General features: G+C 68.2%; 27 protein-coding genes. 16 read left to right on the forward strand and 11 right to left on the reverse strand.

Going from position 1 to position 22,940, the window contains the following annotated elements:
* Positions 1-27: 27 nt before the first annotated feature.
* Genes ACXZ1E_RS08180 through ACXZ1E_RS08190 form a run of 3 tightly spaced genes read right to left on the reverse strand, consistent with a single transcriptional unit; the run spans position 28 to position 3,256 of the window.
* Positions 28-1,011, reverse strand: coding sequence for an alpha-ketoacid dehydrogenase subunit beta (locus ACXZ1E_RS08180; RefSeq protein ID WP_458040071.1), 984 nt, complete (start codon positions 1,009-1,011; stop codon positions 28-30).
* Entirely contained in the window at positions 1,008-2,138 is a 1,131-nt protein-coding gene (locus ACXZ1E_RS08185) for a thiamine pyrophosphate-dependent dehydrogenase E1 component subunit alpha (protein ID WP_458040072.1), read from the reverse strand. Before ACXZ1E_RS08185 ends, ACXZ1E_RS08180 begins: the two co-directional genes overlap by 4 nt.
* Before the next feature lie 5 nt (positions 2,139-2,143).
* Positions 2,144-3,256, reverse strand: coding sequence for a histidinol-phosphate transaminase (locus ACXZ1E_RS08190; protein WP_458040073.1), 1,113 nt, complete (start codon positions 3,254-3,256; stop codon positions 2,144-2,146).
* Between the two features lie 63 nt (positions 3,257-3,319).
* Between ACXZ1E_RS08190 and ACXZ1E_RS08195 the strand changes: the two genes are divergently transcribed.
* A complete protein-coding gene (locus ACXZ1E_RS08195) occupies positions 3,320-3,721 on the forward strand; it encodes a phage holin family protein (protein ID WP_458040074.1) in 402 nt (133 codons plus the stop codon).
* Here the strand turns inward: ACXZ1E_RS08195 and ACXZ1E_RS08200 are convergent.
* Both ACXZ1E_RS08200 and ACXZ1E_RS08205 read right to left on the reverse strand, forming a co-directional pair.
* Positions 3,684-5,060: a hypothetical protein gene (locus tag ACXZ1E_RS08200; RefSeq protein ID WP_458040075.1), complete on the reverse strand. Its 1,377-nt coding sequence runs from the start codon at positions 5,058-5,060 to the stop codon at positions 3,684-3,686. The genes ACXZ1E_RS08195 and ACXZ1E_RS08200 overlap by 38 nt on opposite strands.
* Positions 5,053-5,376, reverse strand: a complete 324-nt coding sequence (locus ACXZ1E_RS08205; RefSeq protein ID WP_458040076.1) for a hypothetical protein — start codon at positions 5,374-5,376, stop codon at positions 5,053-5,055. The genes ACXZ1E_RS08200 and ACXZ1E_RS08205 overlap by 8 nt, the downstream gene beginning before the upstream one ends.
* A 131-nt stretch (positions 5,377-5,507) precedes the next feature.
* Here ACXZ1E_RS08205 and ACXZ1E_RS08210 point away from each other — a divergent pair, with 131 nt between their 5' ends.
* Entirely contained in the window at positions 5,508-6,053 is a 546-nt protein-coding gene (locus ACXZ1E_RS08210) for a low molecular weight protein-tyrosine-phosphatase (RefSeq protein WP_458351923.1), read from the forward strand.
* Positions 6,050-7,432 carry an adenylosuccinate lyase gene (gene purB, locus ACXZ1E_RS08215; protein ID WP_458040077.1) on the forward strand — a complete coding sequence of 461 codons (1,383 nt, stop codon included), beginning with the start codon at positions 6,050-6,052 and terminating at the stop codon, positions 7,430-7,432. The genes ACXZ1E_RS08210 and purB overlap by 4 nt, the downstream gene beginning before the upstream one ends.
* Here the strand turns inward: purB and ACXZ1E_RS08220 are convergent, their stop codons facing one another.
* Together ACXZ1E_RS08220 and ACXZ1E_RS08225 are read right to left on the reverse strand one after the other, a co-directional pair.
* The gene (locus tag ACXZ1E_RS08220) at positions 7,433-7,726 is read right to left on the reverse strand and encodes an amino acid transporter (protein ID WP_458040078.1); all 294 of its coding nucleotides are present in this window, start codon (positions 7,724-7,726) and stop codon (positions 7,433-7,435) included.
* Complete coding sequence (locus ACXZ1E_RS08225) at positions 7,723-8,457, reverse strand: acyl-CoA synthetase (protein WP_458040079.1); 735 nt, start codon at positions 8,455-8,457, stop codon at positions 7,723-7,725. Before ACXZ1E_RS08225 ends, ACXZ1E_RS08220 begins: the two co-directional genes overlap by 4 nt.
* 80 nt (positions 8,458-8,537) lie before the next feature.
* Between ACXZ1E_RS08225 and ACXZ1E_RS08230 the strand changes: the two genes are divergently transcribed.
* On the forward strand, positions 8,538-9,356 hold the full coding sequence (locus ACXZ1E_RS08230; protein ID WP_458040080.1) for a shikimate 5-dehydrogenase: 819 nt from the start codon (positions 8,538-8,540) through the stop codon (positions 9,354-9,356).
* 23 nt (positions 9,357-9,379) lie between these two features.
* Here the strand turns inward: ACXZ1E_RS08230 and ACXZ1E_RS08235 are convergent, their stop codons facing one another.
* Positions 9,380-9,799 carry a GNAT family N-acetyltransferase gene (locus ACXZ1E_RS08235; RefSeq protein WP_458040081.1) on the reverse strand — a complete coding sequence of 140 codons (420 nt, stop codon included), beginning with the start codon at positions 9,797-9,799 and terminating at the stop codon, positions 9,380-9,382.
* Positions 9,800-9,954: 155 nt separating this feature from the next.
* On the opposite strand from ACXZ1E_RS08235, the gene ACXZ1E_RS08240 reads away from it, so the two are divergent.
* From ACXZ1E_RS08240 to ACXZ1E_RS08260, 5 genes are read left to right on the forward strand one after another with little or no spacing between them, the layout of a single operon-like run.
* Complete coding sequence (locus ACXZ1E_RS08240) at positions 9,955-10,803, forward strand: MetQ/NlpA family ABC transporter substrate-binding protein (RefSeq protein ID WP_458040082.1); 849 nt, start codon at positions 9,955-9,957, stop codon at positions 10,801-10,803.
* Positions 10,800-11,831 carry a methionine ABC transporter ATP-binding protein gene (locus tag ACXZ1E_RS08245; RefSeq protein WP_458040083.1) on the forward strand — a complete coding sequence of 344 codons (1,032 nt, stop codon included), beginning with the start codon at positions 10,800-10,802 and terminating at the stop codon, positions 11,829-11,831. Before ACXZ1E_RS08240 ends, ACXZ1E_RS08245 begins: the two co-directional genes overlap by 4 nt.
* Positions 11,828-12,496 carry a methionine ABC transporter permease gene (locus ACXZ1E_RS08250; protein ID WP_458040084.1) on the forward strand — a complete coding sequence of 223 codons (669 nt, stop codon included), beginning with the start codon at positions 11,828-11,830 and terminating at the stop codon, positions 12,494-12,496. Before ACXZ1E_RS08245 ends, ACXZ1E_RS08250 begins: the two co-directional genes overlap by 4 nt.
* 3 nt (positions 12,497-12,499) lie before the next feature.
* The gene (locus ACXZ1E_RS08255) at positions 12,500-13,669 is read left to right on the forward strand and encodes an aminotransferase class I/II-fold pyridoxal phosphate-dependent enzyme (RefSeq protein WP_458040085.1); all 1,170 of its coding nucleotides are present in this window, start codon (positions 12,500-12,502) and stop codon (positions 13,667-13,669) included.
* The gene (locus ACXZ1E_RS08260; RefSeq protein ID WP_458040086.1) at positions 13,669-14,151 is read left to right on the forward strand and encodes an S-ribosylhomocysteine lyase; all 483 of its coding nucleotides are present in this window, start codon (positions 13,669-13,671) and stop codon (positions 14,149-14,151) included. The genes ACXZ1E_RS08255 and ACXZ1E_RS08260 overlap by 1 nt, the downstream gene beginning before the upstream one ends.
* Before the next feature lie 19 nt (positions 14,152-14,170).
* Here the strand turns inward: ACXZ1E_RS08260 and ACXZ1E_RS08265 are convergent, their stop codons facing one another.
* Positions 14,171-14,941 carry a siderophore-interacting protein gene (locus ACXZ1E_RS08265; protein ID WP_458040087.1) on the reverse strand — a complete coding sequence of 257 codons (771 nt, stop codon included), beginning with the start codon at positions 14,939-14,941 and terminating at the stop codon, positions 14,171-14,173.
* Positions 14,942-15,092: 151 nt separating this feature from the next.
* Between ACXZ1E_RS08265 and ACXZ1E_RS08270 the strand changes: the two genes are divergently transcribed.
* Entirely contained in the window at positions 15,093-16,124 is a 1,032-nt protein-coding gene (locus ACXZ1E_RS08270) for an isopenicillin N synthase family dioxygenase (RefSeq protein ID WP_458040088.1), read from the forward strand.
* 108 nt (positions 16,125-16,232) lie between these two features.
* A complete protein-coding gene (locus tag ACXZ1E_RS08275; RefSeq protein ID WP_458040089.1) occupies positions 16,233-16,859 on the forward strand; it encodes an HD domain-containing protein in 627 nt (208 codons plus the stop codon).
* Here ACXZ1E_RS08275 and ACXZ1E_RS08280 read toward each other — a convergent pair.
* Positions 16,847-17,242: a VOC family protein gene (locus ACXZ1E_RS08280; protein ID WP_458040090.1), complete on the reverse strand. Its 396-nt coding sequence runs from the start codon at positions 17,240-17,242 to the stop codon at positions 16,847-16,849. The two genes, ACXZ1E_RS08275 and ACXZ1E_RS08280, sit on opposite strands and share 13 nt — an antisense overlap.
* 80 nt (positions 17,243-17,322) lie before the next feature.
* On the opposite strand from ACXZ1E_RS08280, the gene ACXZ1E_RS08285 reads away from it, so the two are divergent.
* The 3 genes from ACXZ1E_RS08285 to ACXZ1E_RS08295 are packed head-to-tail and all read left to right on the forward strand — an operon-like array spanning position 17,323 to position 20,242.
* Positions 17,323-17,862: a pyridoxamine 5'-phosphate oxidase family protein gene (locus tag ACXZ1E_RS08285; protein ID WP_458040091.1), complete on the forward strand. Its 540-nt coding sequence runs from the start codon at positions 17,323-17,325 to the stop codon at positions 17,860-17,862.
* 2 nt (positions 17,863-17,864) lie between these two features.
* Positions 17,865-18,863, forward strand: a complete 999-nt coding sequence (gene corA / locus ACXZ1E_RS08290) for a magnesium/cobalt transporter CorA (RefSeq protein ID WP_458040092.1) — start codon at positions 17,865-17,867, stop codon at positions 18,861-18,863.
* A gap of 44 nt (positions 18,864-18,907) precedes the next feature.
* Complete coding sequence (locus tag ACXZ1E_RS08295) at positions 18,908-20,242, forward strand: carboxylesterase family protein (RefSeq protein WP_458042902.1); 1,335 nt, start codon at positions 18,908-18,910, stop codon at positions 20,240-20,242.
* 69 nt (positions 20,243-20,311) lie between these two features.
* On the opposite strand, the gene ACXZ1E_RS08300 is transcribed toward ACXZ1E_RS08295, so the two are convergent.
* A complete protein-coding gene (locus ACXZ1E_RS08300; protein ID WP_458040093.1) occupies positions 20,312-20,818 on the reverse strand; it encodes a 2'-5' RNA ligase family protein in 507 nt (168 codons plus the stop codon).
* A 58-nt stretch (positions 20,819-20,876) separates the two neighbouring features.
* On the opposite strand from ACXZ1E_RS08300, the gene ACXZ1E_RS08305 reads away from it, so the two are divergent.
* Both ACXZ1E_RS08305 and ACXZ1E_RS08310 read left to right on the forward strand, forming a co-directional pair.
* Entirely contained in the window at positions 20,877-21,716 is an 840-nt protein-coding gene (locus ACXZ1E_RS08305) for a formate/nitrite transporter family protein (protein WP_458040094.1), read from the forward strand.
* A 279-nt stretch (positions 21,717-21,995) separates the two neighbouring features.
* Positions 21,996-22,925, forward strand: a complete 930-nt coding sequence (locus ACXZ1E_RS08310; RefSeq protein ID WP_458040095.1) for a DMT family transporter — start codon at positions 21,996-21,998, stop codon at positions 22,923-22,925.
* Positions 22,926-22,940 lie beyond the last annotated feature (15 nt).

Raw genomic sequence — 22,940 nt, forward strand, 5'->3', positions numbered from 1 at the left:
CGGGATCCTTTCCGCGGGAACCAGGGCTCAGTATGCCAGGGCCCGGTCGACGGCCTCGAGGACGCGGTCGGCGTCGGGGAGGTATGAGCCCTCGAGCTTTGCCGGGGGGAACGGCGCGTCGAAGCCCGACACGCGCAGAACCGGCGCCTCGAGGGAGTAGAAGGCACGTTCGGTGACGGTTGCCGCGATCTCGCTGCCGAGGCTCGTGAATCCCGGCGCCTCTTGCGCATAGACCATGCGTCCCGTGGAACGCACCGAATCGAGGATCGGTGCGTAGTCCACCGGCGAGAGAGAACGCAGGTCGATCACTTCGCAGCTGACCCCCTCGGCCTCGGCGAGAGCCGCGGCCTGCAGGAGGGTCGTGACCATGGCGCCGTGCCCGACGAGGGTCACATCGGTCCCCCGCCGCACGAGACGGCTCTCGTGCAGGCCGACGGGACGCGAAGTCAGGTCGACCTCGCCCTTCTGCCAGTACTTGCTCTTCGGCTCGAGGAAGATCACGGGGTCGTCGGAGAAGATCGCGTCTTGAATCATCCAGTAGGCATCGTTCGGCGTCGACGGGCTCACCACGCGCAGGCCCGGGGTGTGCGTGAAGTATGCCTCGGGGCTCTCCTGGTGGTGTTCGATAGCGCCGATGTGTCCGCCGTAGGGGATCCTGATCACGATGGGCATGCTGACGGCACCCTGCAAGCGGTTCGTGATCTTCGCCAGTTGTGAGGTGATCTGATCGAATGCCGGGTAGACGAATCCGTCGAACTGGATCTCGCACACCGGACGAAAGCCGCCCATCGCCAGGCCGATCGCGGTTCCGACGATTCCGGACTCGGCGAGCGGGGTGTCGATCACGCGATTCGAGCCGAACTCGGCGTGGAGTCCTTCGGTGATCCGGAAGACGCCGCCCAGCGGCCCGATGTCCTCGCCCATCATGAGCACGCGGTCACTGCGCTCCATGGCTGCGCGCAGCCCGGCATTGAGGGCCTTGCTCAGCGGCATGTTCTGGGGCGCGTTCATGCGTCACCCTCCTCGAACGAGGCTTCGTACTGCTGAACCCAGGCGAGCTGCTCCTGCATCAATGGATGCGGCTCGGTGTATACGTGCTCGAATATCGACGCCACCGTCGGCAGCGGAAGCGTCGGTGTCCGCAAGCGCGTGTCTTCGGCAAGCGCGTGAGCCTGCTCTTCGACGTCGGCGAAAAAGGCGTCGGATGCTCCGCGACCCTCGAGATATGCCCGCATCCGCATGATGGGATCGCGTCCGGCCCACGTGGATTCTTCGTCGCCCGTGCGGTACTTCGTCGGATCATCGCTCGTCGTGTGGGCGCCCATCCGGTACGTCATCGCCTCGATCGCTCGGGGACCCAGCCCCGAGCGCGCCTCGTCCAGGGCAACACGGGTGACGGCGTAGCTGGCGAGCACATCGTTGCCATCCACCTGGATGCTCGGCATCCCGTACCCCGCGCCGCGATTCACCAGTGGCGTCCGTGACTGCGTCGCAACGGGCACCGAGATGGCCCACCGGTTGTTCTGCAGGAAGAAGACCTCGGGCGTCGCGTAACTCGCCGCGAAGACCATCGCCTCATGAACGTCGCCCTGACTCGACGCACCGTCACCGTAGTAGACGATGACGGCCTGGTCGCGCTCGGGGTCACCCGAGCCGCTCAGCCCGTCGAGTCCGAAGCCCATCGCGACGCCCGTCGCGTGCAGAGTCTGCGAACCGAGCACCAGCGTGTAGATATTCGTGTTGCCGTTGCGGGGATCCCGCGGGTTCCAGCCGCCGTGCGAGTGCCCGCGCATGACGCGGATGATGTCGACCAGGTCGACTCCGCGGATCATGCACACGGCGTGCTCCCGGTACGAGGGGAAGACGTGATCCTGCGGGCGGGTCGCGCGGGCGGATCCCACCTGCGCCGCTTCCTGGCCAAAGCTCGGCGGCCAGAGCGCGAGTTGGCCCTGACGCTGCAGGTTGGTCGCCTCGCGGTCGAACGCGCGGATGGCCACCATGTCGCGGTAGAAGCCCTGCAACTCTTCTTCGGAGAGAGAATCGATCACGGCCAGGTAGGGCTCGGCCGACTCGGTCGGGGAGAACGTTCCGTCTGCGGCGAGTACGCGCACGACGTCGGGTGCTTCGAGCGGATCCACCTGCCCTACGCTAACGTCCGCGCCGGATGGGCTTCCGGGAGGTTCTGCACAACGGATGCCGCGACCCGTAGGACCTTCTCGACAGATTCCTCTTCGCCGACCGAGATTCGCACGCCCTCGCCGACGAACGGCCGCACGATCAGACCGGCCTCTTCGAACGCCTCGGCCGTCCGAGCCGTCTCCGGTCCGGTTGCCAGCCAGACGAAGTTGCCCTGCGCTTCGGGCACGCGCCAGCCGAGACTTCGCAATCCATCGGCCAGGCGATCACGCCGCTCTACGAGCTCTGCAACACGACCGCGCAGAACCGGTTCGGCTTCGAGGCTGGCCAGGGCGGCGGCCTCGGCCTGCGCGGTAACGGACAGGGGGATGGCCGTGCTGCGCGCGGCGGAGAGGATCGACGCATCGCCCACCGCGTAGCCGATCCGCAGTCCCGCCAGGCCGTAGGCCTTGGAGAAGGTGCGGAGCACCACCACCTGCGGGCGGTCGAGGTATCCGGTGGCGCCGAGGCCATTCACCGCACCGGCGTCCGTCACAAATTCGGCATACGCCTCATCGAGCAAGACCAGCAGATCGCGGGGGAGTGCAGCCAGGAAGGTCTCGAACTCCTCCCGCTCGACAGTGGGCCCGGTGGGGTTGTTGGGCGTGCAGACGATCACGACACGGGTCCGCTCGGTAACCGCGGCGGCCATCGCCGGGAGGTCATGGCGCCCGTCGGCCGTCAGCGGCACGGTGATGCTCGTGGCGCCCGCAACCGTCACGAGGGAGGGATATGCCTCGAACGACCGCCAGGCGTAGAGCACCTCGTCGCCGGGTCCTGCGGCCGCAGCGATCAGCTGCGCGAGGATCGCCACGCTTCCCGCGGCCGCGTGCACGCGGTCTTCGTCGACCCCGAAACGTGCGGCGAGCGCGGCTCGGAGACGACCGGCCGTGGCGTCCGGGTACCGGTTGATGCCGGACGCTGCGGCTACGGCCTCGAGCACCCCCGGAAGTGGACCGAAGGGGTTCTCGTTGCTGGAGAGCTTGTGAGCCGAGCCATCCGCCTGCTTGCCCTGTCGGTACGCCGGCAACGCAGCGATTTCAGGGCGGAGTCGCACGGGAGCGGCGGGGGAGTCGGTCACCCGGTCGAGTCTACGAGGAGGTGGGGGAGGCGCGCGGATGCCCGCCGTGGGAGACTCGGGGACATGCGATTCATCGTCCGTGTCGTCATCAATGCGTTCGCGATCTGGGTCGTGACGCTGATTCCCGATCTGCAGGTAGGGGTCACCCCCTTTGCTCCAGGGGAGACGCTCCAGCTCGTGCTGACGCTGTTGCTGGTCGCCGCAATCTTCGCGGTCGTGAACACCGTGATCGGCACGGTGGTCAAGATCATCGCTTTCCCGCTCTACATCCTGACGCTCGGCCTTATTTCCCTGATCATCAACGGATTCCTGCTATGGCTGACGGCCTGGGTCACGTCGTGGTTCGGGTTCGGCCTGACCGTCGGTGACTTCTGGTGGGGCGTTCTGGCTGCCCTGATCATCGCCGTGATCAATGGCATCTTCGGCGTCATCCTGCGGCCCCAGCGCCAGCGTCGTCGCGACTGACGCGTCGCGCGCCGTACTCGGTCGCCTGCACGGAATCCGCCGTTCCCAGTCGATCCCACAGCTCGTCGATCGAGCGCGCGCGCGGATCAGCGGACGCGTCCAGTAATGCGCCCGTTTCGACGTATGCGCTGAGAGCGTGCGCGGGCATCGTGATGTCGCGCAAGCCCGGGAGCGGGTCCGCCACGCGCTCGGCAACGAAGCCGCCCTGCGCGCCGCGCTCCGCGGCGGGAATCGAGCCGGCAAGCGCGACCACGGGATCGTCGGTGTGGCGGATCGTGACGGCCATCACGTCCGCAGGGAGGGGGTCCGTCGTCGGGGCGCCGAAGGTCACGAGCGTGCGGACGTCATACTCACCCTGACGCGCGAGGAGTTCGGCCGCCATCGCACCCTGCGAGTGGGCAACCGCGTGCACCGGCTCTCCAGGGCCTACCCCGGCATCGGCCAACGCGGCGCGAACGGCCGCACTGGCCGCGGCATCCTGACCGGAGTACAGCCCCAGGTTCGATTGCATGTCGAACGGCTCGGGTCCATCGAGCGCAACGCTCTGGGTGCCCGTGACGTATACGACCCACTCGCGGCCGCCGCTCGGCATCGAGTAGCGCTCGACCCGGATACGCGCGCCCTCCGGACCCGAGAGGCGCTTCCCGGCGTCGGCGAATCCCGCGACGGGCGCGGCATCCATGCGGCGCAGGGGAGTGACGGTGACCCCCGCGCGCTCGGCAGTCGGCGGGGGAGCGGATGCGGCGGGCACCCGACCGGCATTTGCACGGACCTCGCTGGCGCGCGCCGCGCCGACCTGCACACCGGCGACGAGCGCGAACCCGAACGGCGCCGCCCACCATCCGCCGACCAGACCCGCGCCCAGGGCGGCCTGCATCCGGAGCGCTGCTCCGCCGTCGCCGCCCCTGAAGGCACCCGTTCGCACGAGCATGCCGAACGCGGCATCCGACCCCGAGACACCCCACAGCCGCGCGCCCAGCACCCCCGCGCGGGCTTCGAGTGCCGTGTGCTCGGCTTCGCCGTGCTGCGAGAGCTGCCACGCGGCATGCACCTCCACGAGCTCGTACAGGTCGGCCGCCTGGTCGAGGGCGATAGCGAGCCGCTCGGAGTCCTCGGCCAGCCCTTCGACTCGTCGCGCCTCGCGAGCCAGCTCGTGCTGTACCTCGCGAGCCGCACGCAGGCCCGGCACCGACGCGATGAATCCCGCGGCGAGATCGAGCGGTGCGTGCATGCAGCGCAGCCGGTTGGCCAGTGCGCGCCCGGCGTCGGCGGCGCTCCGCAAACTAGACGTGTCGATCGCGGCGGAACCGCTCGAGCGGATGTCGAGTTCATCAGCCATGGGGCGCCTCCTGCGTCAGCGTCCACACTCGACTGCGTAGCGCCCGAATGTCAGCGACGAGCGCGTCCAGCGCCGCCGCGCTGGCCAACCCGTCGGCGGAGAGGGCACCGGCGCGCCGCCGGAAGTCTCGGGCGGCCGGACCCTCCCACGACACCCGCCCCTCGAGTGCGAGCAGGGCGGCAGCGACCGATTCCGACTCCACCGCGACGGCCCGGACGAGCGTGAGCGCCGCCGTCGCGAGATCGGCGAGCCACGCATCGGACGCGTCGTACTCGCGATCGGGCGGCGGGGAGCGGGAGAAGACGGCGGCGGGCACCCGTTCAGCGTGGCCGGGCCGGGCCCCCGCCCCCGTCTATCGCACCCGAATGGGGGATTCTGGGCACCCTCCTCGCCTGGGGAGGAGATGCGAACAGTGCGCGGAGACAGCCGGGCGGGCAGAATGGGCGGGTGACGCGGAACCTGGACGCCTCAGCGCCCTTCCGCGTCGTGTTCGTCTGCACGGGAAACATCTGCCGCTCTCCGATGGCCGAGGTCGTCTTTCGGCAGCTCGCGGATGCCTCGGGGCACGGCGCGCGCGTCGCCTCGAGCAGCGCGGGCACGGGCGACTGGCATGTGGGCGAGCGGGGCGACGAGCGCACGCTCGCTGCCCTGCAGCGCCGCGGATACGACGGCAGCCGCCACCGCGCCCGACAGTTCACGGCCGACACGTTCGACGTCAACGACCTCGTGGTGGCACTCGACCGGAGCCACGAGCGCATCCTGCGGGGGTGGGCCCGCACGGAAGAGGATGCCGACAAGGTCGCCCTGCTGCTGGGATTCCTCCCCAGCCCGACGACGCTGGATGTTCCGGACCCGTACTACGCGGCCACCGAAATGTTCGACGACGTGCTCGGTATGATCGAGGAGGCGACCCGGTCGCTCTTCCGCCAGCTCGAACCCGCCCTCCGCCCGGGATCGCGCACCGCCGCCTTCCCGTTCGGAGCATCCTCGTGACGTCCCTTCCCCCTCAGCCCCTGAGCCCCCTCGACGGCCGGTACCGCGGCGTCGTCGCACCCCTCGCGGAGTACCTCTCCGAGGCAGGGCTGAACCGCGCACGGGTCGAGGTCGAGGTCGAATGGCTGCTGGCTCTCACCGACCGGTCCCTGTTCGGAACATCGCCGCTGGCGGCCTCCGAGCGCGACGCGCTGCGCGAGCTCTACCGCTCGTTCGGTGCGGATGAGATCGCTTGGCTCGCCGAACGCGAAGCGATCACGCGCCACGATGTGAAGGCCGTCGAGTACCTCGTTCGCGACCGCCTGGCCGCACTCGGGCTCGACCGCATCGCCGAGCTCACGCACTTCGCCGCCACGAGCGAAGACGTCAACTCGCTCGCCTATGCCCTCACGGTGCAGCGCGCCGTCGAGCGCGTCTGGTTGCCGGCCCTCTCCGCGGTGCGCGAGCGCCTCGATGAGCTGGCGGTCGAGCACCGCGAGGCGCCCATGCTTTCGCGCACGCACGGACAGCCCGCGACGCCCACGACGATGGGCAAAGAGATCGCCGTGTTCGCGGCTCGCCTGGCGCGGGTCGAACGGGCGATTCAGGCTTCCGAGTACCTCGGAAAGTTCTCGGGCGCGACCGGCACGTGGGCCGCGCACCTCGCCGCCGGACCCGATGTGGACTGGCCGCTCGTAGCGCGCGAGTTCGTCGAATCGCTGGGCATCGGCTTCAACCCGTTGACCACCCAGATCGAGTCGCACGACTGGCAGGTCGAGCTGTACGACCGAGCCCGTCACGCCGGAGGCATCCTGCACAATCTGGCGACGGATGTCTGGACGTACATCTCGCTCGGATACTTCACGCAGATCCCGATCGCGGGCGCCACGGGGTCATCGACCATGCCGCACAAGATCAACCCGATCCGCTTCGAGAACGCCGAGGCGAACCTCGAGATCGCGGGCGCGCTGTTCGCCTCACTGTCGCAGACGCTCGTGACGAGCCGCCTGCAGCGCGACCTCACGGATTCTTCGACGCAACGCAACATCGGCGTCGCGTTCGGCCACTCGCTTCTCGCGCTCGACAACCTGCGCCGCGGTCTCGACGAGATCGCGCTCGCGCAGAACCTGCTTTCGGCCGACCTCGACGCCAACTGGGAGGTGCTCGGCGAGGCGATTCAGACGGTCGTGCGGGCCGAGGTCGTCTCGGGTCGTTCGACGATCTCTGACCCCTACGCGTTGCTGAAGGAGCTGACCCGGGGCCGTCGCGTGAACGCGGCAGACCTGGCCGAGTTCGTCCGCGGGCTCGACATCGGCGAAGACGCCCGCACCCGGCTGCTCGCCCTCACGCCGGCGACGTATACGGGCTTGGCCGCGGAGCTCATCGACCGCGAGGTCTGATCAGCGCGGGTCGTTCTCGCCGGGCTCGTCGTCCAGAAGCACGGCGCGATCGATCGGCTTCTGCACCTGCGCGGGATCGACCGCGAGCAGCAGAAGCGAGAGCCCCAGCAACACGACGATGAACGTGATACCGAGGATGACGGCGGTGAGCGGCAGGGCGAGAAGGCCCACCTCGGCCTGGAACCCGCCGGTCGATACGAAGGTCACAACCGCGGCGAAAACCGCGCAGACGAACGCGACGCCGAGCAGCTGTACCGGTCGCATGAGCTCGCGGCGGGTGGGTCGATCGGTCATGCCGTCTCCTCCTCGCGCCGGGTCGGCGCAGTGCGGACAGCCGGCTCAGCTGTGCCCGCGACATCCGCGTCAAGGGATGAACCTTCAAGGGATCGACCGTCGATGCCATCCCGACGGGGCGAGAAGCCCGCGATTCCGAGGAACACCGCGACGATCGCCGCGTAGGCACCGAAGATCCCGACCGCAATGATGATCCCGGTCAGGGTGAACTCGTCGTTCGCCTGAGTGGTCGGGTTTTCGATGCTGTAGGTCAGAACGTACTGCGCGGGCACCAGCAGCAGCCCGAGACCGAGCAGCACCGTGACGGCGCCAGTGACGAGCGAATCGCGCGCCTCGGCCCGGAGAGCGGGGGAGCGGCGCTCGCGTAGTGCCCCGATCGCCTCGATCAACCCCGTGACGAGCGCCCACGAGATCACCAGAGCGAAGAAGAAGGTCGTGGAGCGCCAGACCAGGATCCCGGCGAGCATCCCCGCGACGGCCGAAAGCGCACCGAGCGTGAGAGGCACGGCGCGGCGCCCAGCCGGATAGGTCAGCCAGGCCGACACCAGCTCGATCAGACCCGTGACGATGGCGAACCCGCTGAAGACCGAGAGCCCGACGGCCGCGGAGTGGTCAGGTGAAAACGTGACCATGATCGCGGCGATGGCGGCGATTCCGGCGCGCGAGAGCTGCACGTGCCGCAGCGCGAAGCGCGGCGCGGCTGCCGATGGTGCGGGAGTGACGATGGACACGGTGGAACCTGGTTTCGAAGCGGGGATACTCCCAGTCTAGATCGTCGGGCGGCGCCTGTCCCTGGGGCCAGAATGAACCCATGCCGATCCTCAACAAAGACATGACGCTGTGCATTTCTCTGGCCGCCCGTCCGTCCAACCTCGGTACCCGCTTTCATAACTTCCTCTACGACGAGCTCGGACTGAACTTCGTCTACAAGGCCTTCACGACCGACGACATCGTCGGTGCGATCGGGGGAGTGCGGGCCCTCGGCATCCGCGGCTGCTCGGTGTCGATGCCGTTCAAGGAGGCCGTGATCCCGCTCGTCGACGCGATGGAACCCTCTGCCGAAGCGATCGAATCGGTCAACACGATCGTGAACGACGGGGGCACGCTCACCGCCTCGAATACCGACTACGAAGCCGTCGAAGCCCTCCTTTCCGAGCACGCCGTCGACCGGGCACAGTCGGTGCTCGTGCGCGGATCGGGCGGCATGGCCAAGGCCGTCGTCGCGGCGTTCCGGGGCGGTGGCTTCGATGACCTGACGGTGCTCGCACGCAACGAGGTCGCCGGGCGCGCGCTCGCCGACAAATACGGGTACCGCTGGGTCGCGACGGATCCCGCGCCCGGGTACGCGCTCCTGGTCAACGTCACTCCACTCGGCATGGACGGAGCGGATGCCTCAGCCCTGTCCTTCTCGGAAGACCACATCGCCGCGGCCACCGCCGTCTTCGATGTCGTGGCGTTCCCGTCCGAAACGCCGCTGATCCGCGCGGCACGCCAGCGGGATCTCGCGGTCATCTCGGGCGCCGAGGTCGTCGCCCTGCAGGCTGCCCGGCAGTTCGAGCGATACACGGGCGTCATCCCGAGCCGTGACCAGGTCGACCGCGCGGCAGCGTTCTCGCGACTACCCGCATGACCGTCCGCTCGGTCGTCTGACCGTCAGCTCTGCAGCCGCGCCATCCATCGCTCGGGTTGGACGAGCGCGGCGAACCCGAACTTCTCGTACAGGCCGTGCGCGTCGGCCGTCGCGAGCAGAATGCGACGCAGTCCCAGGGGTTCCCAGGCCGCAACGACGCCCTCGATCAGTCCGACGCCGACGCCTTCACCACGCACCTCCGGATCGACGAACACGTCGCACAGCCACGCGAACGTGACGCCGTCAGTCACGACCCGCGCATAGGCGACCTGGGCTCCCGTCACGGTATCGATCACCGCGAAGTTGCGGGATGCATCGATGGCGGCCTCCTGAACATCGCGCGCACGCCCCAGAGCCCAGTAGGCGTGCTGGCTCAGCCAGCGGTGTACAAGCTCGCGGTCGATGTCGTCGGGATCGTCCGAGAAGCGGAAGCGCGCGTCCATGAACCGAGGCTATCGAGGACCACGTGAGCGTTGTATTGCCGAGTGTGACGACCCGAATCCCTCGCGAAGTGCTCGGCCGGTTACGGTTTCAGCGCGCCGGTGTCCCAGCAAGCCTGGGATCGAGGCACCGCGAACCCACACAGCAAAGGACGACCATGAAGCTCATCCGTACCGCCCTGCTCGGCGCCGCCACCGCGGCACTGGTCCTGACGACCGCCGCGTGCAGCGGGGGAGCGACGACGTCCGAGTCCGGTGCACCCGCCGCCGACAAGACCGACATCAAGATCGGCTTCAACCCCGGCCCGTACCAGCAGATGTTCGAAGAGGGCATCCTGCCGATCCTCGAGGACGAGGGCTACAGCGTCGAGTCCGTGGACTTCACCGACGGCATCGTCGTGAATGTCGCCGTCTCGTCGGGCGAGATCGACGCGAACATCATGCAGCACCCGGTGTACATGGACTTCGTGAACGCCCAGGAGGGCATCGACAACGCCGCGCTCGTGCAGATCCCGACGCCCCGCATGGCACTCTTCGGCGGCAAGTCGACGTCGATCGACGATGTTGAGGATGGCGCGACCGTGACGGTGCCGAACTCGCCCGCGAACCTCTATCGCGGCCTGCTGATCCTGCGCGACATCGGATGGATCGACTTCGAGGACGTCGACGACCCGAACGAGGCGACCCTGTCGATCATCACGTCGAACCCGAAGAACATCCAGATCACCGCAATCGAGAACGCGCAGCAGGTTCCGGCTCTGCAGGACGTCGACTACGCCACGATCCAGGGCAACTTCATCGTGGCCGGCGGCCTGGACTACGACGACGCCCTGGCGCTCGAAGACCAGCCGATCGAGTTCTCGAACGTCGTGACCGTGCGTGCGGACGACCTCCAGTCGGACTGGGCTCTCGCGATCAAGGCCGCGTACGAGTCGCCCGAGTTCATCGAATACATCGAATCGAACCCGCAGTACGACGGATACAACCTGCCGGCCTGGTTCAGTTGAGCGCTCCCGCGGAGGGAAGGATCGTCTTCGAGGATGTCTCGAAGACGTTCACCGGAAGGGCCGCGGATACCGCGGCCCTTCGCGGCGTTTCTCTCGAGATCGCACCCGGCACGATCTACGGGGTGATCGGGTACAGCGGCGCCGGCAAGTCGACGCTGATCCGGCTGGTGAATGGCCTCGAGCATCCGACGTCCGGACGCGTCGTCGTCGACGGGGTCGACATCGGATCGCTGCAGGGGTCGCGTCTGCGGACGGCCCAGAAGCGCACGGGCATGATCTTCCAGCAGTTCAACCTGCTCGAGACCGTCAAGGTGCGCGACAACGTCGCCCTGCCGCTGCGCCTCGACGGCGTGGGCAAGGCCGCGGCCCGCGCCCGGGCCGACGAGGTGCTCGAGTTCGTGGGGCTCGGCGGCAAAGCCGACAACCACGCGGGCGAGCTGTCGGGCGGGCAGAAGCAGCGCGTCGGAATAGCGCGAGCACTCGTGCGCAACCCCAAGATTCTGCTGTCGGACGAGGCCACGAGCGCCCTCGATCCGACCACGACGGGACAGATCATCGAGTTGCTGCGGAGCATCAACCGCGAGTACGGCACGACGATCCTCGTCGTCACGCACGAGATGGATGTCATCAAGGATCTCGCCGAAGAGGTCGCCGTGATGGCCGGGGGCGAGGTCGTCGAGCAGGGCACCGTGCTGGAAACGTTCCTGCACCCGAAGGCCGACATCACCCGAGACTTCGTCACCACCGTCATTCCCCAGGGAATTCCGCAACGCGTCGTCGAGCACCTGGGCGGCGACGGGCTCTGGCGCCTGCTGCTCGTGGACGACCAGGTCACCCAACCCCTCGTCTCGGACCTGATCACGGGCATCGGCGTCTCGATCAACATGCTGCACGCCGACATGACCGAGATCCGCGACCATACGGTCGGTCAGATGATCCTGAAGGTCACGGGCTCGCCCGAGCAGGTCGCCGCCGCGCACACGTTCCTGGCGGCCCGCGTCACTCACGTCGAGGAGGTCGTGGGATGAACGACGACAAGTGGACCCTGATCACCCCCGAGGTCTTCCTGACGGCCCTCGGTGAGACACTGCAGATGCTGGGCGTCGCGCTCGCGCTCGGCTCGGTGCTCGGCATCGCGATCGGCACGGTCCTCGCGCTGACGCGACCCGGGGGAGTGTTGCCCAACCGGCCCGTCAACCTGATCCTCGGCATCGTCGTCAACCTGATCCGCTCGCTGCCGTTCATCATCCTGCTCGTCGCGATCCTGCCGTTCACGCGCCTGCTCGTCGGCACGAGCATCGGCGTGTGGGCCGCAATCGTGCCACTGACCGTCATGATCGCGCCGTACATCGGCCGACTCGTCGAGAATTCGCTGCTCGAGGTGCCACAGGGTGTGATCGAAGCCGCTCGCGCCATGGGCGCGTCGCCGTTCCAGATCTTCTGGCGCTTTCTGCTACCCGAGGCGCGCAGCTCGCTGATCCTCGCCCTCACCATCGCGAGCGTCGGGCTCGTGGATGCCACAGCCATGGCGGGAACCGTCGGTGCCGGCGGAATCGGTGACCTCGCCCTGTCGTACGGCTACCAGCGCTACGACGGATTCGCGATGGTCATCACCGCCGTGACCCTGATCATCCTGGTGCAGGGCCTGCAAACGATCGGCACGGGCGTGGCCCGGCGCTACCGAAGGCGTTAGCCCGTGAGCGAATTCACCCCCGCCGCCCGCGTCGCAGCCCTTCCGGTCAACTTCTGGGGAGGGATGGACCGCGAGATCGCCCGCCTCTCGGCCGAGCCCGGCCCGTCGATGATCGACGTCTCGAAGGGCAACCCGGATCAGCCGACACCCGAGCACATCGTCGCGGCGATGCAGCGCGAAGTGGCGGACCCCCGCAACCACCGCTATCCCTCGTATGCCGGGCGTCCCGGCATACGCGCCGGGATCGCGCTCCGCTACCGCGAAGATCACGGTGTGGTCGTCGATCCCGAGTCGGAGGTCGCGATCTTCCACGGATCGCACGAGGGCTTCATGGCGGCCGTGCTCGCCATCGCGGACCCGGGTACGAACGTCGTGCTGCCCGATCCCGGGTACCCGATCTACACCTCGGCGGCCGACCTGGCCGGGGCATCCGTCGTTCCGATTCCCCTCGAGAAGCCGCGCTACCAGCCGGACTTCGCGGCCCTCGCAGACCTCTCGGCGGCCAGCGTTCTGGTGCTGAACTACCCGAACAATCCCACGGGCGCCCTTGCCTCGCGTGAAACCTTCGAGGGTGCGCTCGCCTTCGCCGAGCGCACCGGCGCCGCCTTCGTGCACGACTTCGCGTACTCGTCGCTCGGGTTCGACGGCACCCGGCCCCTGTCTGCGCTGGCCGTCGACCGCGAGTTCGAGGTCACGGTCGAGGTGCAGACGCTGTCGAAGACGTACAGCATGGCCGGGTGGCGCGTCGGGTTCGCCACCGGCAACGCCTCGATCATCGCCGCTATGAAGCGGTACCAGTCGCATGCGTTCAGCACCATGTTCGGGGCGTCGCAAGAGGCCGCCGCCGTCGCGCTCGAGGGTGATCAGTCCGCCGCCGCAGACCTCGTCGCGCTCTACCAGCGTCGCCGCAACGTCGTGGTCGAGGGCCTACGCGCGATCGGATGGGATGTCGCGGCGCCCGAGGGCACGTTCTTCGTGTGGGTCCGCCTGCCCGGAGATCAGGACGCCGTCGACTTCGCCCGACGACTTCGGGACGAGGAGCGCGTAGCCGTCGCGCCCGGGGATGGCTTCGGCACCCGGGGCCGCGGGCACATCCGCCTCGGACTCGTGCACGATGAGAACACGCTGCGAGAATTGATCGAGCGCCTCGCGGCGTTCGCAAGGAGGAACTGATGGCAGAGATCGAGAGCTTCACCCTGGACCACACCGCGGTGCTGGCGCCCTACGTGCGCCGCATCGGCGTCGAGCACGGTCCCCAGGTCGCCGGCGGCGGAACGATCACGAATTTCGACGTGCGTCTCGTCCAGCCCAACGCGGGGGAGATCCCCACGGCGGGCCTGCACACGCTCGAGCACATGCTCGCGGGGCTCCTGCGCGACCGCATCGACGGCGTGATCGACATCTCGCCGTTCGGTTGCCGCACCGGCTTCCACCTGTTGATGTGGGGCGAGCCCGAGATTCCGGATGTCGTGGCCGCGCTGACCGGCAGCCTGCGCTTCATCGCCGACGAAGCCGTCGAGGCGGACATCCCCGGTGTCTCGGCTATCGAGTGCGGCAACTTCCGCGATCACTCGCTGCACAGCGCCCGCGAGTGGGCGAAGGTCGTGCTCGATCGGGGCATCAGCCAGGACGCGTTCGCCCGCGTCGGCGTCTGAACCCGAGCCAGACCCGCGGTTAGAGGATCTGCCCGATCGGCTCGCGCTTCTCGGCTTGGAAGCGGTCTTCCGTACGCCCGCGCGCCCAGTAACCCGAGAGCGAAACCTGGCCGCGATCGAGCCCGCGATCGTCGAACAGCGCACGACGGAGAGCCTTCATCGATTCCCGCTCTCCGTGGGCGAAGACGTCGACCGCCCCCTGGCGCCACGGCATGGCACGAACACGGTCGGCGAGTGCCTCCGTGGCGTGCTCCGCATTGACGACCCAGTGCACCTCCACACCCGCCGGGGCTTCGAGGGCGAGGGACGTATCGTCCGAATCGACCTCGATGTAGGCGACCCCGACGGCGTCGGCGGGCAGTGCCTCGAGCGCGGCGGAAATGGCCGGCACAGCCGAGAGATCGCCCAGATACAAACACCAGGATGCCTCGGGGTTCGGCGTGTACCCGCCGCCCGGACCCATCAGCCGAAGCGAGGCCCCCGGCGCCGCCGTAGCCGCCCACGGACCGGCCAGGCCTTCGTCTCCGTGCACGACGAAGTCGATGTCGAGCGTCTGCGCCTCGTGGTTCACCCGACGCACCGTGTAGGTGCGGGTGACAATGAGCGAGTCGGCGTCGGTGAACATGAGCTTGACGTATTTGTCGGTCTCGGGCCGATCCTCGAAGTACGCGAATCCGGCTCCGCCGAGCGTCAGACGCACCAGCTGCGGGGTGAGCCACGTGCTCGCCACGACGGTCAGATCGACCGAGGGTCGCGGGGCGCGGTTCGAGGTGCGGGATGAGAGGGCCATTCCTCGACGCTAGCGCCGCCGAGCGGTGAACGGGACGCGCGCGGGGCGGGACGACCCGGTTCGACGCATCCGATATCTGCGAGTGCGACTCGAACGTCACTCTCTGAAACAATTCGCCGCGGCCCATCCGCGGCGAACTAGCGTCGTATGCATGAGTGCCACGCCGATTCCCGTTCTCGACCTCTCGCTGCTCGACCAGGGGCCCGCGGCGGCCGAGCAGTTCCGTGACGAACTGCGCCGCGCGACGCACGAGGTGGGCTTCTTCACCCTGGTGGGCCACGGCATCCCCGACGACCTACAGGCGCGTCTGCTGTCGACGTCCCGCGCGTTCTTCGCGTTGCCCGACGAGCAGAAGCTCGAAATCGAGAACCTCAAGTCCCCGTACTTCCGCGGCTACGCGCGGGTGGGCGGCGAGCTCACGCAGGGCAAAGTCGATTGGCGCGAACAGATCGACATCGGTCCCGGTCGCGAGGCGCCTGAGCTCGGACCCGACGACCCCGCCTACCTGCGCCTCGACGGCCCGAATCAATGGCCGAGCGCGCTTCCCGAACTCCGCCCCGTGATCGAAGAGTGGCGGGAGCGCCTCGAACAGATCGGTCGACGGCTCCTCGCGGCATGGGCCGAGGCGCTCGGCTCCGATCCCGCACAGCTCCTCGAGATCTTCGCGGACAAGCCATCGATTCACATCAAAGTCGCCCGATACCCGGGAGTGCCTGAGAACGCGAAGTCTCGTCAGGGTGTTGGCCGCCACAAGGATGCCGGAGTGCTCACACTCCTGTGGATCGAGCCGGATGCGGGCGGCCTCCAGGTCGAATACCAGGGGGAGTGGCACGACGTGCCCCCGCAGGCCGGTGCCCTGATCGTCAATATCGGTGAACTGCTCGAGTGGGCCACCGACGGCTATCTGCGCGCCACCGTGCACCGCGTCATCGCACCCGCCGAGGGTTCCGAGCGCATCTCCGTTCCGTTCTTCTTCAACCCGCGCCTCGACGCCGTCGTGCCCCGGTTGAACATGGAGCCCGAGTACAGCGCCGCTGCGCGCGGGATCGAACAGGATCCCTCGAACGTCATCCACGGCTCGTACGGCGAAAACCAGCTGAAGTCTCGGTTGCGTGCCCACCCGGATGTCGCCGAGATCCACCACCCGGACCTGCTCGCCGACGCGCTGGCAGCCCAGCGCTGATCCAGCCTCAGAACTGCCACGTTTCCCGCTGATCCGGACGCATACGCTGCTCTGAGGCGCGAGGACGTTCGCCCGGCGCTACCGTCGCCTTCGAGAGAAGGAGTCGGGATGTCTTCACCGTTCGACCCGGTACGGCTGCTCGAGCCGCCGACCGCAACCGCCGCGCGCGCACTCGAGGTCGCCCGCGAGTGGTGCAGCCCGGCGCTCGTCAACCACTGCCTGCGGTCGTGGTTGTGGGCGACAACGCTGGGGGAGTCGCTCGGCCTATCCGTCGACGATGAGTTACTGTTCGTCGCGGCGATGCTGCACGACCTGGGCGTGACCGACCCGTTCGACGCCCACGCCATGCCGTTCGAGTCATCCGGCGGCGCGGCCGCGTGGACGTTCGCTGCGGGCGCGGGGTGGTCGGCCCCGCGGCGTGAGCGCGTCATGCAGGTGATCGAGCGGCACATGTGGGTGAGTGTCGATGTCGACGAAGACCCCGAGGGTTTCCTGCTCGAGGCTGCGACGAGCCTCGACCTTGCCCACGCTGATCCGGAGAAGTGGGATGCGGCGCTTCGTCGCGACGTGTCGGCCCTCGTTCCCCGGCTGGACTTCGGGCCAGGCTTCGCTGCGGCGATCGAGGCTCAGGCCTGTCGCAAACCCTCGTCCGCCGCGGCGAGACTGCACGCGTCGGGGCGGATCGCGCGCGGCGATGCCGCCTGGGCTGCGACGGCCGACCCTCACTCCTCGTAGCCGATCGGCCAGGGCACCCCGAACTGGTCAGTGACCTGCCCGTCGTGGGCACCCCACGGGCGCTCCTGTAGGGCATCGGTGACAGCGCCGCCCTCGGCGAGCGCGGCGAACCCCGCCTCGAGTGTCGCCGGATCGCCCGCGCCGAGGAGAGCGAACATCAACCCGGCCGCGGCGAACGGCGCCTCGTCACCCGCCACGCCCGAGGCGAACAACGAGACGGGGCCGCTCAGGATGCCGTGGGCCACAGCATCCGGCTGCCCCTGCTCGTTGTCGAGGTCGGCGTACGTGTGGATCTCCAGTTCGCCGCCGAAGACGTCGCGGTAGAACGTGAGCGCCTCACGCGCGCGGCCATCGAACTTCAGGTACGGCACCGGTGCGGTCATCGTGTGAGCCTAGGACTCCGGCCGACGATCGGCCAGAGCGCCGCCCGGGGTGTTCACCGGGCGGTTATATCGTGAGGTCCATGGGCAAAGTCTTTGACACGATCGATCCGAAACTCGCGGAGTGGATTGAGGCGCAGCCACTCTGGTTCGTGTCGACAGCGCCCCTCGCCGAGGACGGCCACGTCAATGTCTCGCCCCGTGGCCACGACACCTTCTCCGTGCTCGAACCGAACCGCGTCGGATGGGTCGACTACACCGGTAGCGGGGTCGAAACCATCGCGCACCTCCGCGAAAACGGCCGCATCTGCCTCATGTTCACGTCCTTCGACGGCCGACCCCGGATCGTCCGACTGCACGGCACCGGAACGGTTCTGCTCCCCGGCGATGCGGGGTTCGACGACGTGGTTTCACGGCATCCCGACAATCCGAGCACCCGGGCCGTGATCGCGGTCGATGTCACGCGCGTCAGCGATTCGTGCGGCTGGGGCGTGCCGGTCATGGAGGTGCGGGAAGAGCGCGACCTCATCCGGCTGCACGCCGAAAAGAAGGGCCCGGACGGGATGGATGCGTACCGTGCCGAGAAGAACGCCGTCAGCATCGACGGACTGCCGGGGCTCTGACCATGCCTATCGTCGACAACGCGGTGTATGTGGCCGGCCGCCGGATCGAAAACCCGGCCAGTCTGCGCGAAACCTTCGAGTACATGCGGGGACGAGGGGGCATGGCGTGGATCGGGCTGTTCCGACCGACCCCCGAAGAGATCCGTCAGGTTGCGGAGGAGTTCTCGCTTCATCCGCTCGCTGTGGAGGATGCTCTGACCGGTCATCAGCGGGCCAAGTTGGAGCGCTACGGCGACATCCTGTTCACGGTGCTGCGACCCGCCCGCTACATGGACGTCACCGAAACGGTGGAATTCGGTGAGCTGCACGTCTTCGTCGGGCCCGACTTCGTCGTGACGATCCGGCACGCCGAGTCCCCGGACCTCGCCCGGGTGCGGCACCGACTCGAGTCGCAGCCCGATCTGCTGGCCCTCGGTCCCGAGGCGGTGCTCTACGCGATTCTCGATGAGGTCGTCGATGAGTACCGGCCGGTCGTCGCCGGTGTCGAGAACGACATCGACGAAATCGAGGACACGCTGTTCGGCGGCGGAAGTGCGTCGCTGTCCCAGCGCATCTATGAGCTGTCGCGCGAAGTCATCAGCTTCCAACGCGCCACCCAGCCCTTGGCCGAAATGCTCGAAGCGCTCCTCAAAGGTGCCGACAAGTACAACGTCAACATCGAACTGCAGCGGTCGCTTCGAGACGTGCACGACCACACGCTGTCGACGACGGATCGCCTTACCACCTTCCGCTCCCTGCTCGATAACGCCCTCACCGTCAACTCCACTCTCGTGAGCGAACGCCACACCGAGACGGCCCTCGTGCAGAACGAACAGGTCAAGAAGATCTCGGGATGGGCGGCGATCCTGTTCGGACCGACGCTCGTCGGCACGGTCTACGGCATGAACTTCGACGACATGCCCGAGCTGCACTGGGCCTACGGCTACCCGATGGCCCTCGGGCTGATGGCGGCGACGAGCATCACGCTCTACGTCGTGTTCCGCAAGAAGCGCTGGCTGTGACAGGAGATCCGGCGAGCGGCCCGGCGAGCGGCCCGGCGAGCGGAGTGGCGTTCGCACCGCCCTGCGGGCCGGTTCGAGGCTGGACGGACGGGCGCGTGGCGCGGGCCACCGGCATCCCGTACGCATCCGCCTCCCGGTTCGCCGCGCCATCCGTCGTTCCCGATTGGCGCGAGCCGTTCGACGCGACGGACTGGTCGCCGGCGTGCCCGCAGCGGGCGATGCCGTTCTTGGACAGGGTGCTCGGCAGCAGACTCGACCAGCGCCGCCTCGACGAGGACTGCCAGCGCCTGTCGGTCACGATGCCCGCGGGCACGGCACCCGGCGACGACCTGCCGGTCATGGTCTGGATCCACGGCGGCTCATACGTTTCGGGCGCGGGTGACCTGCCGATCATGGACCCGGCGGCGCTCGTCGCAGAACAGAACGTGATCGTCGTGACCGTCACCTATCGCCTCGGGCTCTTCGGCTTTCTCGGGGGAGTGCCCGGGCGTCCCGCCAATCTCGGTCTGCGGGATCAGCTCGCCGCGTTCGCCTGGGTGCAGCGCAACATCTCGGCTTTCGGTGGCGACCCGCGCCGGGTCACGGCGTTCGGTCAATCCGCCGGAGGGGATGCGGTCGCCCACCTCATGGCGACGCCCGGAGCAGCCGGGCTCTTCACGCGCGCGATCATTCAGAGTGCGCCCCTCGGATTGGCGCGGGGCCGGGCGGAGATGTCGGCCGCGATGAACGACGTGTTCGGCGAGGCTCTCGCGGGTGTCGCTCCGGATGCCTCGGCCGCTGACATTCTGAAGATGCAGTCCGCCGTCGACACGGCCGCCTCGCGCTTCGGCCTGAAGAGCGGCATGGCGTTCGGCACGCAGTACGGGCAGGAGCCGTTGCCCGCCGAGGCCGAGCTGGACGCCGCCTGGGATGCCGCGGCGCCGAACATCGACATCCTGATCGGACACACGGCCGAAGAGGCCGCGCTGTTCCTGCCTCGCCTGCAGAGCCTGCAGGGTGTTCTGCGGATTCCCCTGCTCGGCAAACTCGTCGGACGCACCCTCGTGTCGCTCGTGACGCGCCTGGTCTATTCGCGGGACAGCGGGAAGTTCGCTCGTCGTCACGTGCGGGCAGGCGGCCGCGCGCACCACTACGTCATCGGTTGGTCGGCGCCGAAGAGCGGCTGGGGGTCGGCGCACACCGTCGACCTGCCTTTGTTGTTCGGGGACGCGGATGCCTGGCGCGCTGCCGCGCTCGTGACGGGCACGCCGTGGGCCGATATCGATGCGTCCGGCCGTGAGGTCCGCGCCGTGTGGGGGCGCTTCGCGCGGGGCGCGGACCTCGGCGAGCGCGTGTCGGTGCCGGGTACTCTCGACGTCCGCCGCGTACACGCTGCCTGAGCACCTGCACGCTCGTTCAGCCCGCACGCGCCCTGAGCCCGTCGAAGGGGGCATGGGTGCGATCTGCACTCAGGTGAGCGTCGTTACCGTCCGCGTCCGCGAATCCCACCGCCGCAGCCCGACGGCCCTCCCCACCCGCTCGGGGCCAAGCAGGGCGCGGGCATCATCGAGCGACGCGAGCCGGAGGCGCCGGGCCAGCGTCACATGCGGGGTCCACGAATCCGGATCCGTGTGCGGCGCATCCTCGCCCGGCGGCACCGCAGCCCGCACCGCGTTGTAGACGGCGCGGAGCGGCTCATCGAGCACGATCGGACAGGCCAGCACGCCGCGATCCCCGTGGGCGAACACGATGGGCTCCCCGAGCGTCACGCTGACAGGCAACAGCGCCGAGGCCTCGGCGAAGTCGACGATCGGCAGCGACGGGCGCACCAGCAGGGTGATGTGCGGACGATTGCTGGCCGCGGTGTGTGCGGCAAGGCTCGAGTGCCCAGCCTGCGCCAGCCGCTCCCAGTCTGCGCGGACCGAGCCTTCCGTCTCGTCGTCGAGCAGAAGCTCGATGCTCACGACATCGCCCACCTCCGAACGGTATCAATCCCGCGGCCCGGGTAGGACGGGCGACTGCGAGGATGGCACGATGAGCGATTCGCGCGAGGAGCGGGCCGAGCAGCGCCGCCGGGACGGTGCCAATGACGAGGCCGTCGAAGAAGAGATCGAGATCGAATTCGAGGAGATCGTCGGCGAGGGCGCCGAGCGGCTGCACCGGACCTTCCGCGCAACCCTCGTCACCGGCTTCCTGGGCGGCGTCGAGGTCGGCATCGGCGTTCTCGTCTATCTCGGGATCCTGTACGAGACGGGTGACCAGCTGCTCGCGGGTCTCGGTTTCAGCATCGGCCTGATCGCACTTCTCCTGGCGCACAGCGAGCTCTTCACCGAGAACTTCCTGATGCCGATCGCGGCCTTGGTCGCGCGCGAGGGCACCGTGCTTCAACTGGCGAAGCTCTGGGGTGGCACCCTCGTGGCAAACCTCATCGGCGGCTGGCTGATCATGGCGATCATTGTGCTGGCCTTCCCCGACTGGCACGCGGTCCTCGCCGAGACCGCCGTGCACTTCATCGACGCGCCGATCACGCCCGAGTTCGTGGCTCTCGCGCTTCTCGGCGGAGCCGTCATCACCCTCATGACCCGCATGCAGACCGGAACAGAATCCGAGCCCGCGAAGATCGTGGCCGCGGTGGCCGGGGGCTTCGTGCTCGCGGGCTTCCAGCTGTTCCACTCCATCCTCGACTCCCTGTTCGCGTTCGGCGCGATCATCAGCGGCGCCCCGATCACGTACCTCGAATGGTTCCTCTGGTTCCTGCCCGTGCTCCTGCTCAATCTGGCCGGCGGGCTCCTGCTCGTCACACTCCTGCGTATCGTTCGCACGGGCGAGCTGTTCCGTCTGCGGCGCCGGAAGAACGCGAGCGAGCGCGGCTAGGCTCCGGATGTCGCGATCGCTCGCGAGCGCGGCCTGCCCGTCTATACGGCGCTGGCCGGCATCCCCGGCGTGGCGGCCTCGCCGCCGGCCCTCGTCCATTGCGTAAATCTGGAAGGAATTCTGGGCCGAGTCGGCCGCAATCGAGCCCCTGTGGCCCCTCGGGACCCGAGATTCCTTTCAGATTTGCAGCACGGGGCTCCGGCCCTCTCCCATCGCATGCAGGCAATGCCCACCCACGCCGAGATCTGCCTACCCCTCCTGCGCCATAGGGTGTGAAGCGTGCCAAAAATCGGGACGCGCAAGCGGCCGCTGACCAAGCAAGAGCTTGCCCTCGTCCTGGTTACTGCGGTGTGGGGCTCGACGTTTCTCGTCGTGCACGTCGCCGTGCAGTACAGCGGGCCCTGGTTCTTCGTCGGGATGCGGTTTCTCGCGGCCGGCGTGATCAGCGCCGTCATCTTCGCGCGCGTCCTGCCAGGCATGCGCTGGAGAGAGATCGGCGCCGGTTCGGCTATCGGGGTGATGATCTACCTCGGCTACGGCCTGCAGACCGTCGGGCTGCAGACGATCAGCAGCAGTACCTCGGCATTCATCACCGCGCTGTACGTCCCGCTCGTGCCGGTGCTGCAGTGGATCGTGTTCCGCAAGGCTCCGCGCCTTCTCACCTGGATCGGCGTCGCGCTGGCGTTCACGGGGCTGATGCTGATCGCCGATCCCACCAGCGTCGGCTTCACGTTCGGCGAGGGGGAGATCATGACGCTGGTCAGCACACTTCCGATCGCAGGCGAGATCATCCTGATCAGCGTGTTCGCCCGCAAGGTCGACATCGGCCGCGTAACCGTCGTGCAGCTGCTCGTCGCTGGACTCTTGGCGATGCTGACCATGCCGGTCGTCGGCGAGGCAGTGCCCGCATTCTCGTGGGTCTGGGTCGTGGCCGCGCTCGCCCTGGGCGCGGCGAGCTGCATCATCCAGTTGACGATGAACTGGGCCCAGCGATCGGTTTCGCCGACGCGGGCGACGATCATCTACGCGGGCGAGCCCGTGTGGGCGGGAATCATCGGCCGAATCGCCGGCGACCGACTACCGGCAATCGCGATCCTCGGCGCTGCATTCATCGTCGCCGGCGCGATCGTCAGCGAACTCAACCCTCGTAAGCGCACGGAGCTGGAGGACTCGCACAGCGATGAAGCAGAGGCTGCGGCACCGTCATAGCCGGCCATCGGGAAG

It is taken from the genome of Pacificispira sp. HM-600 (genome assembly GCF_977993705.1).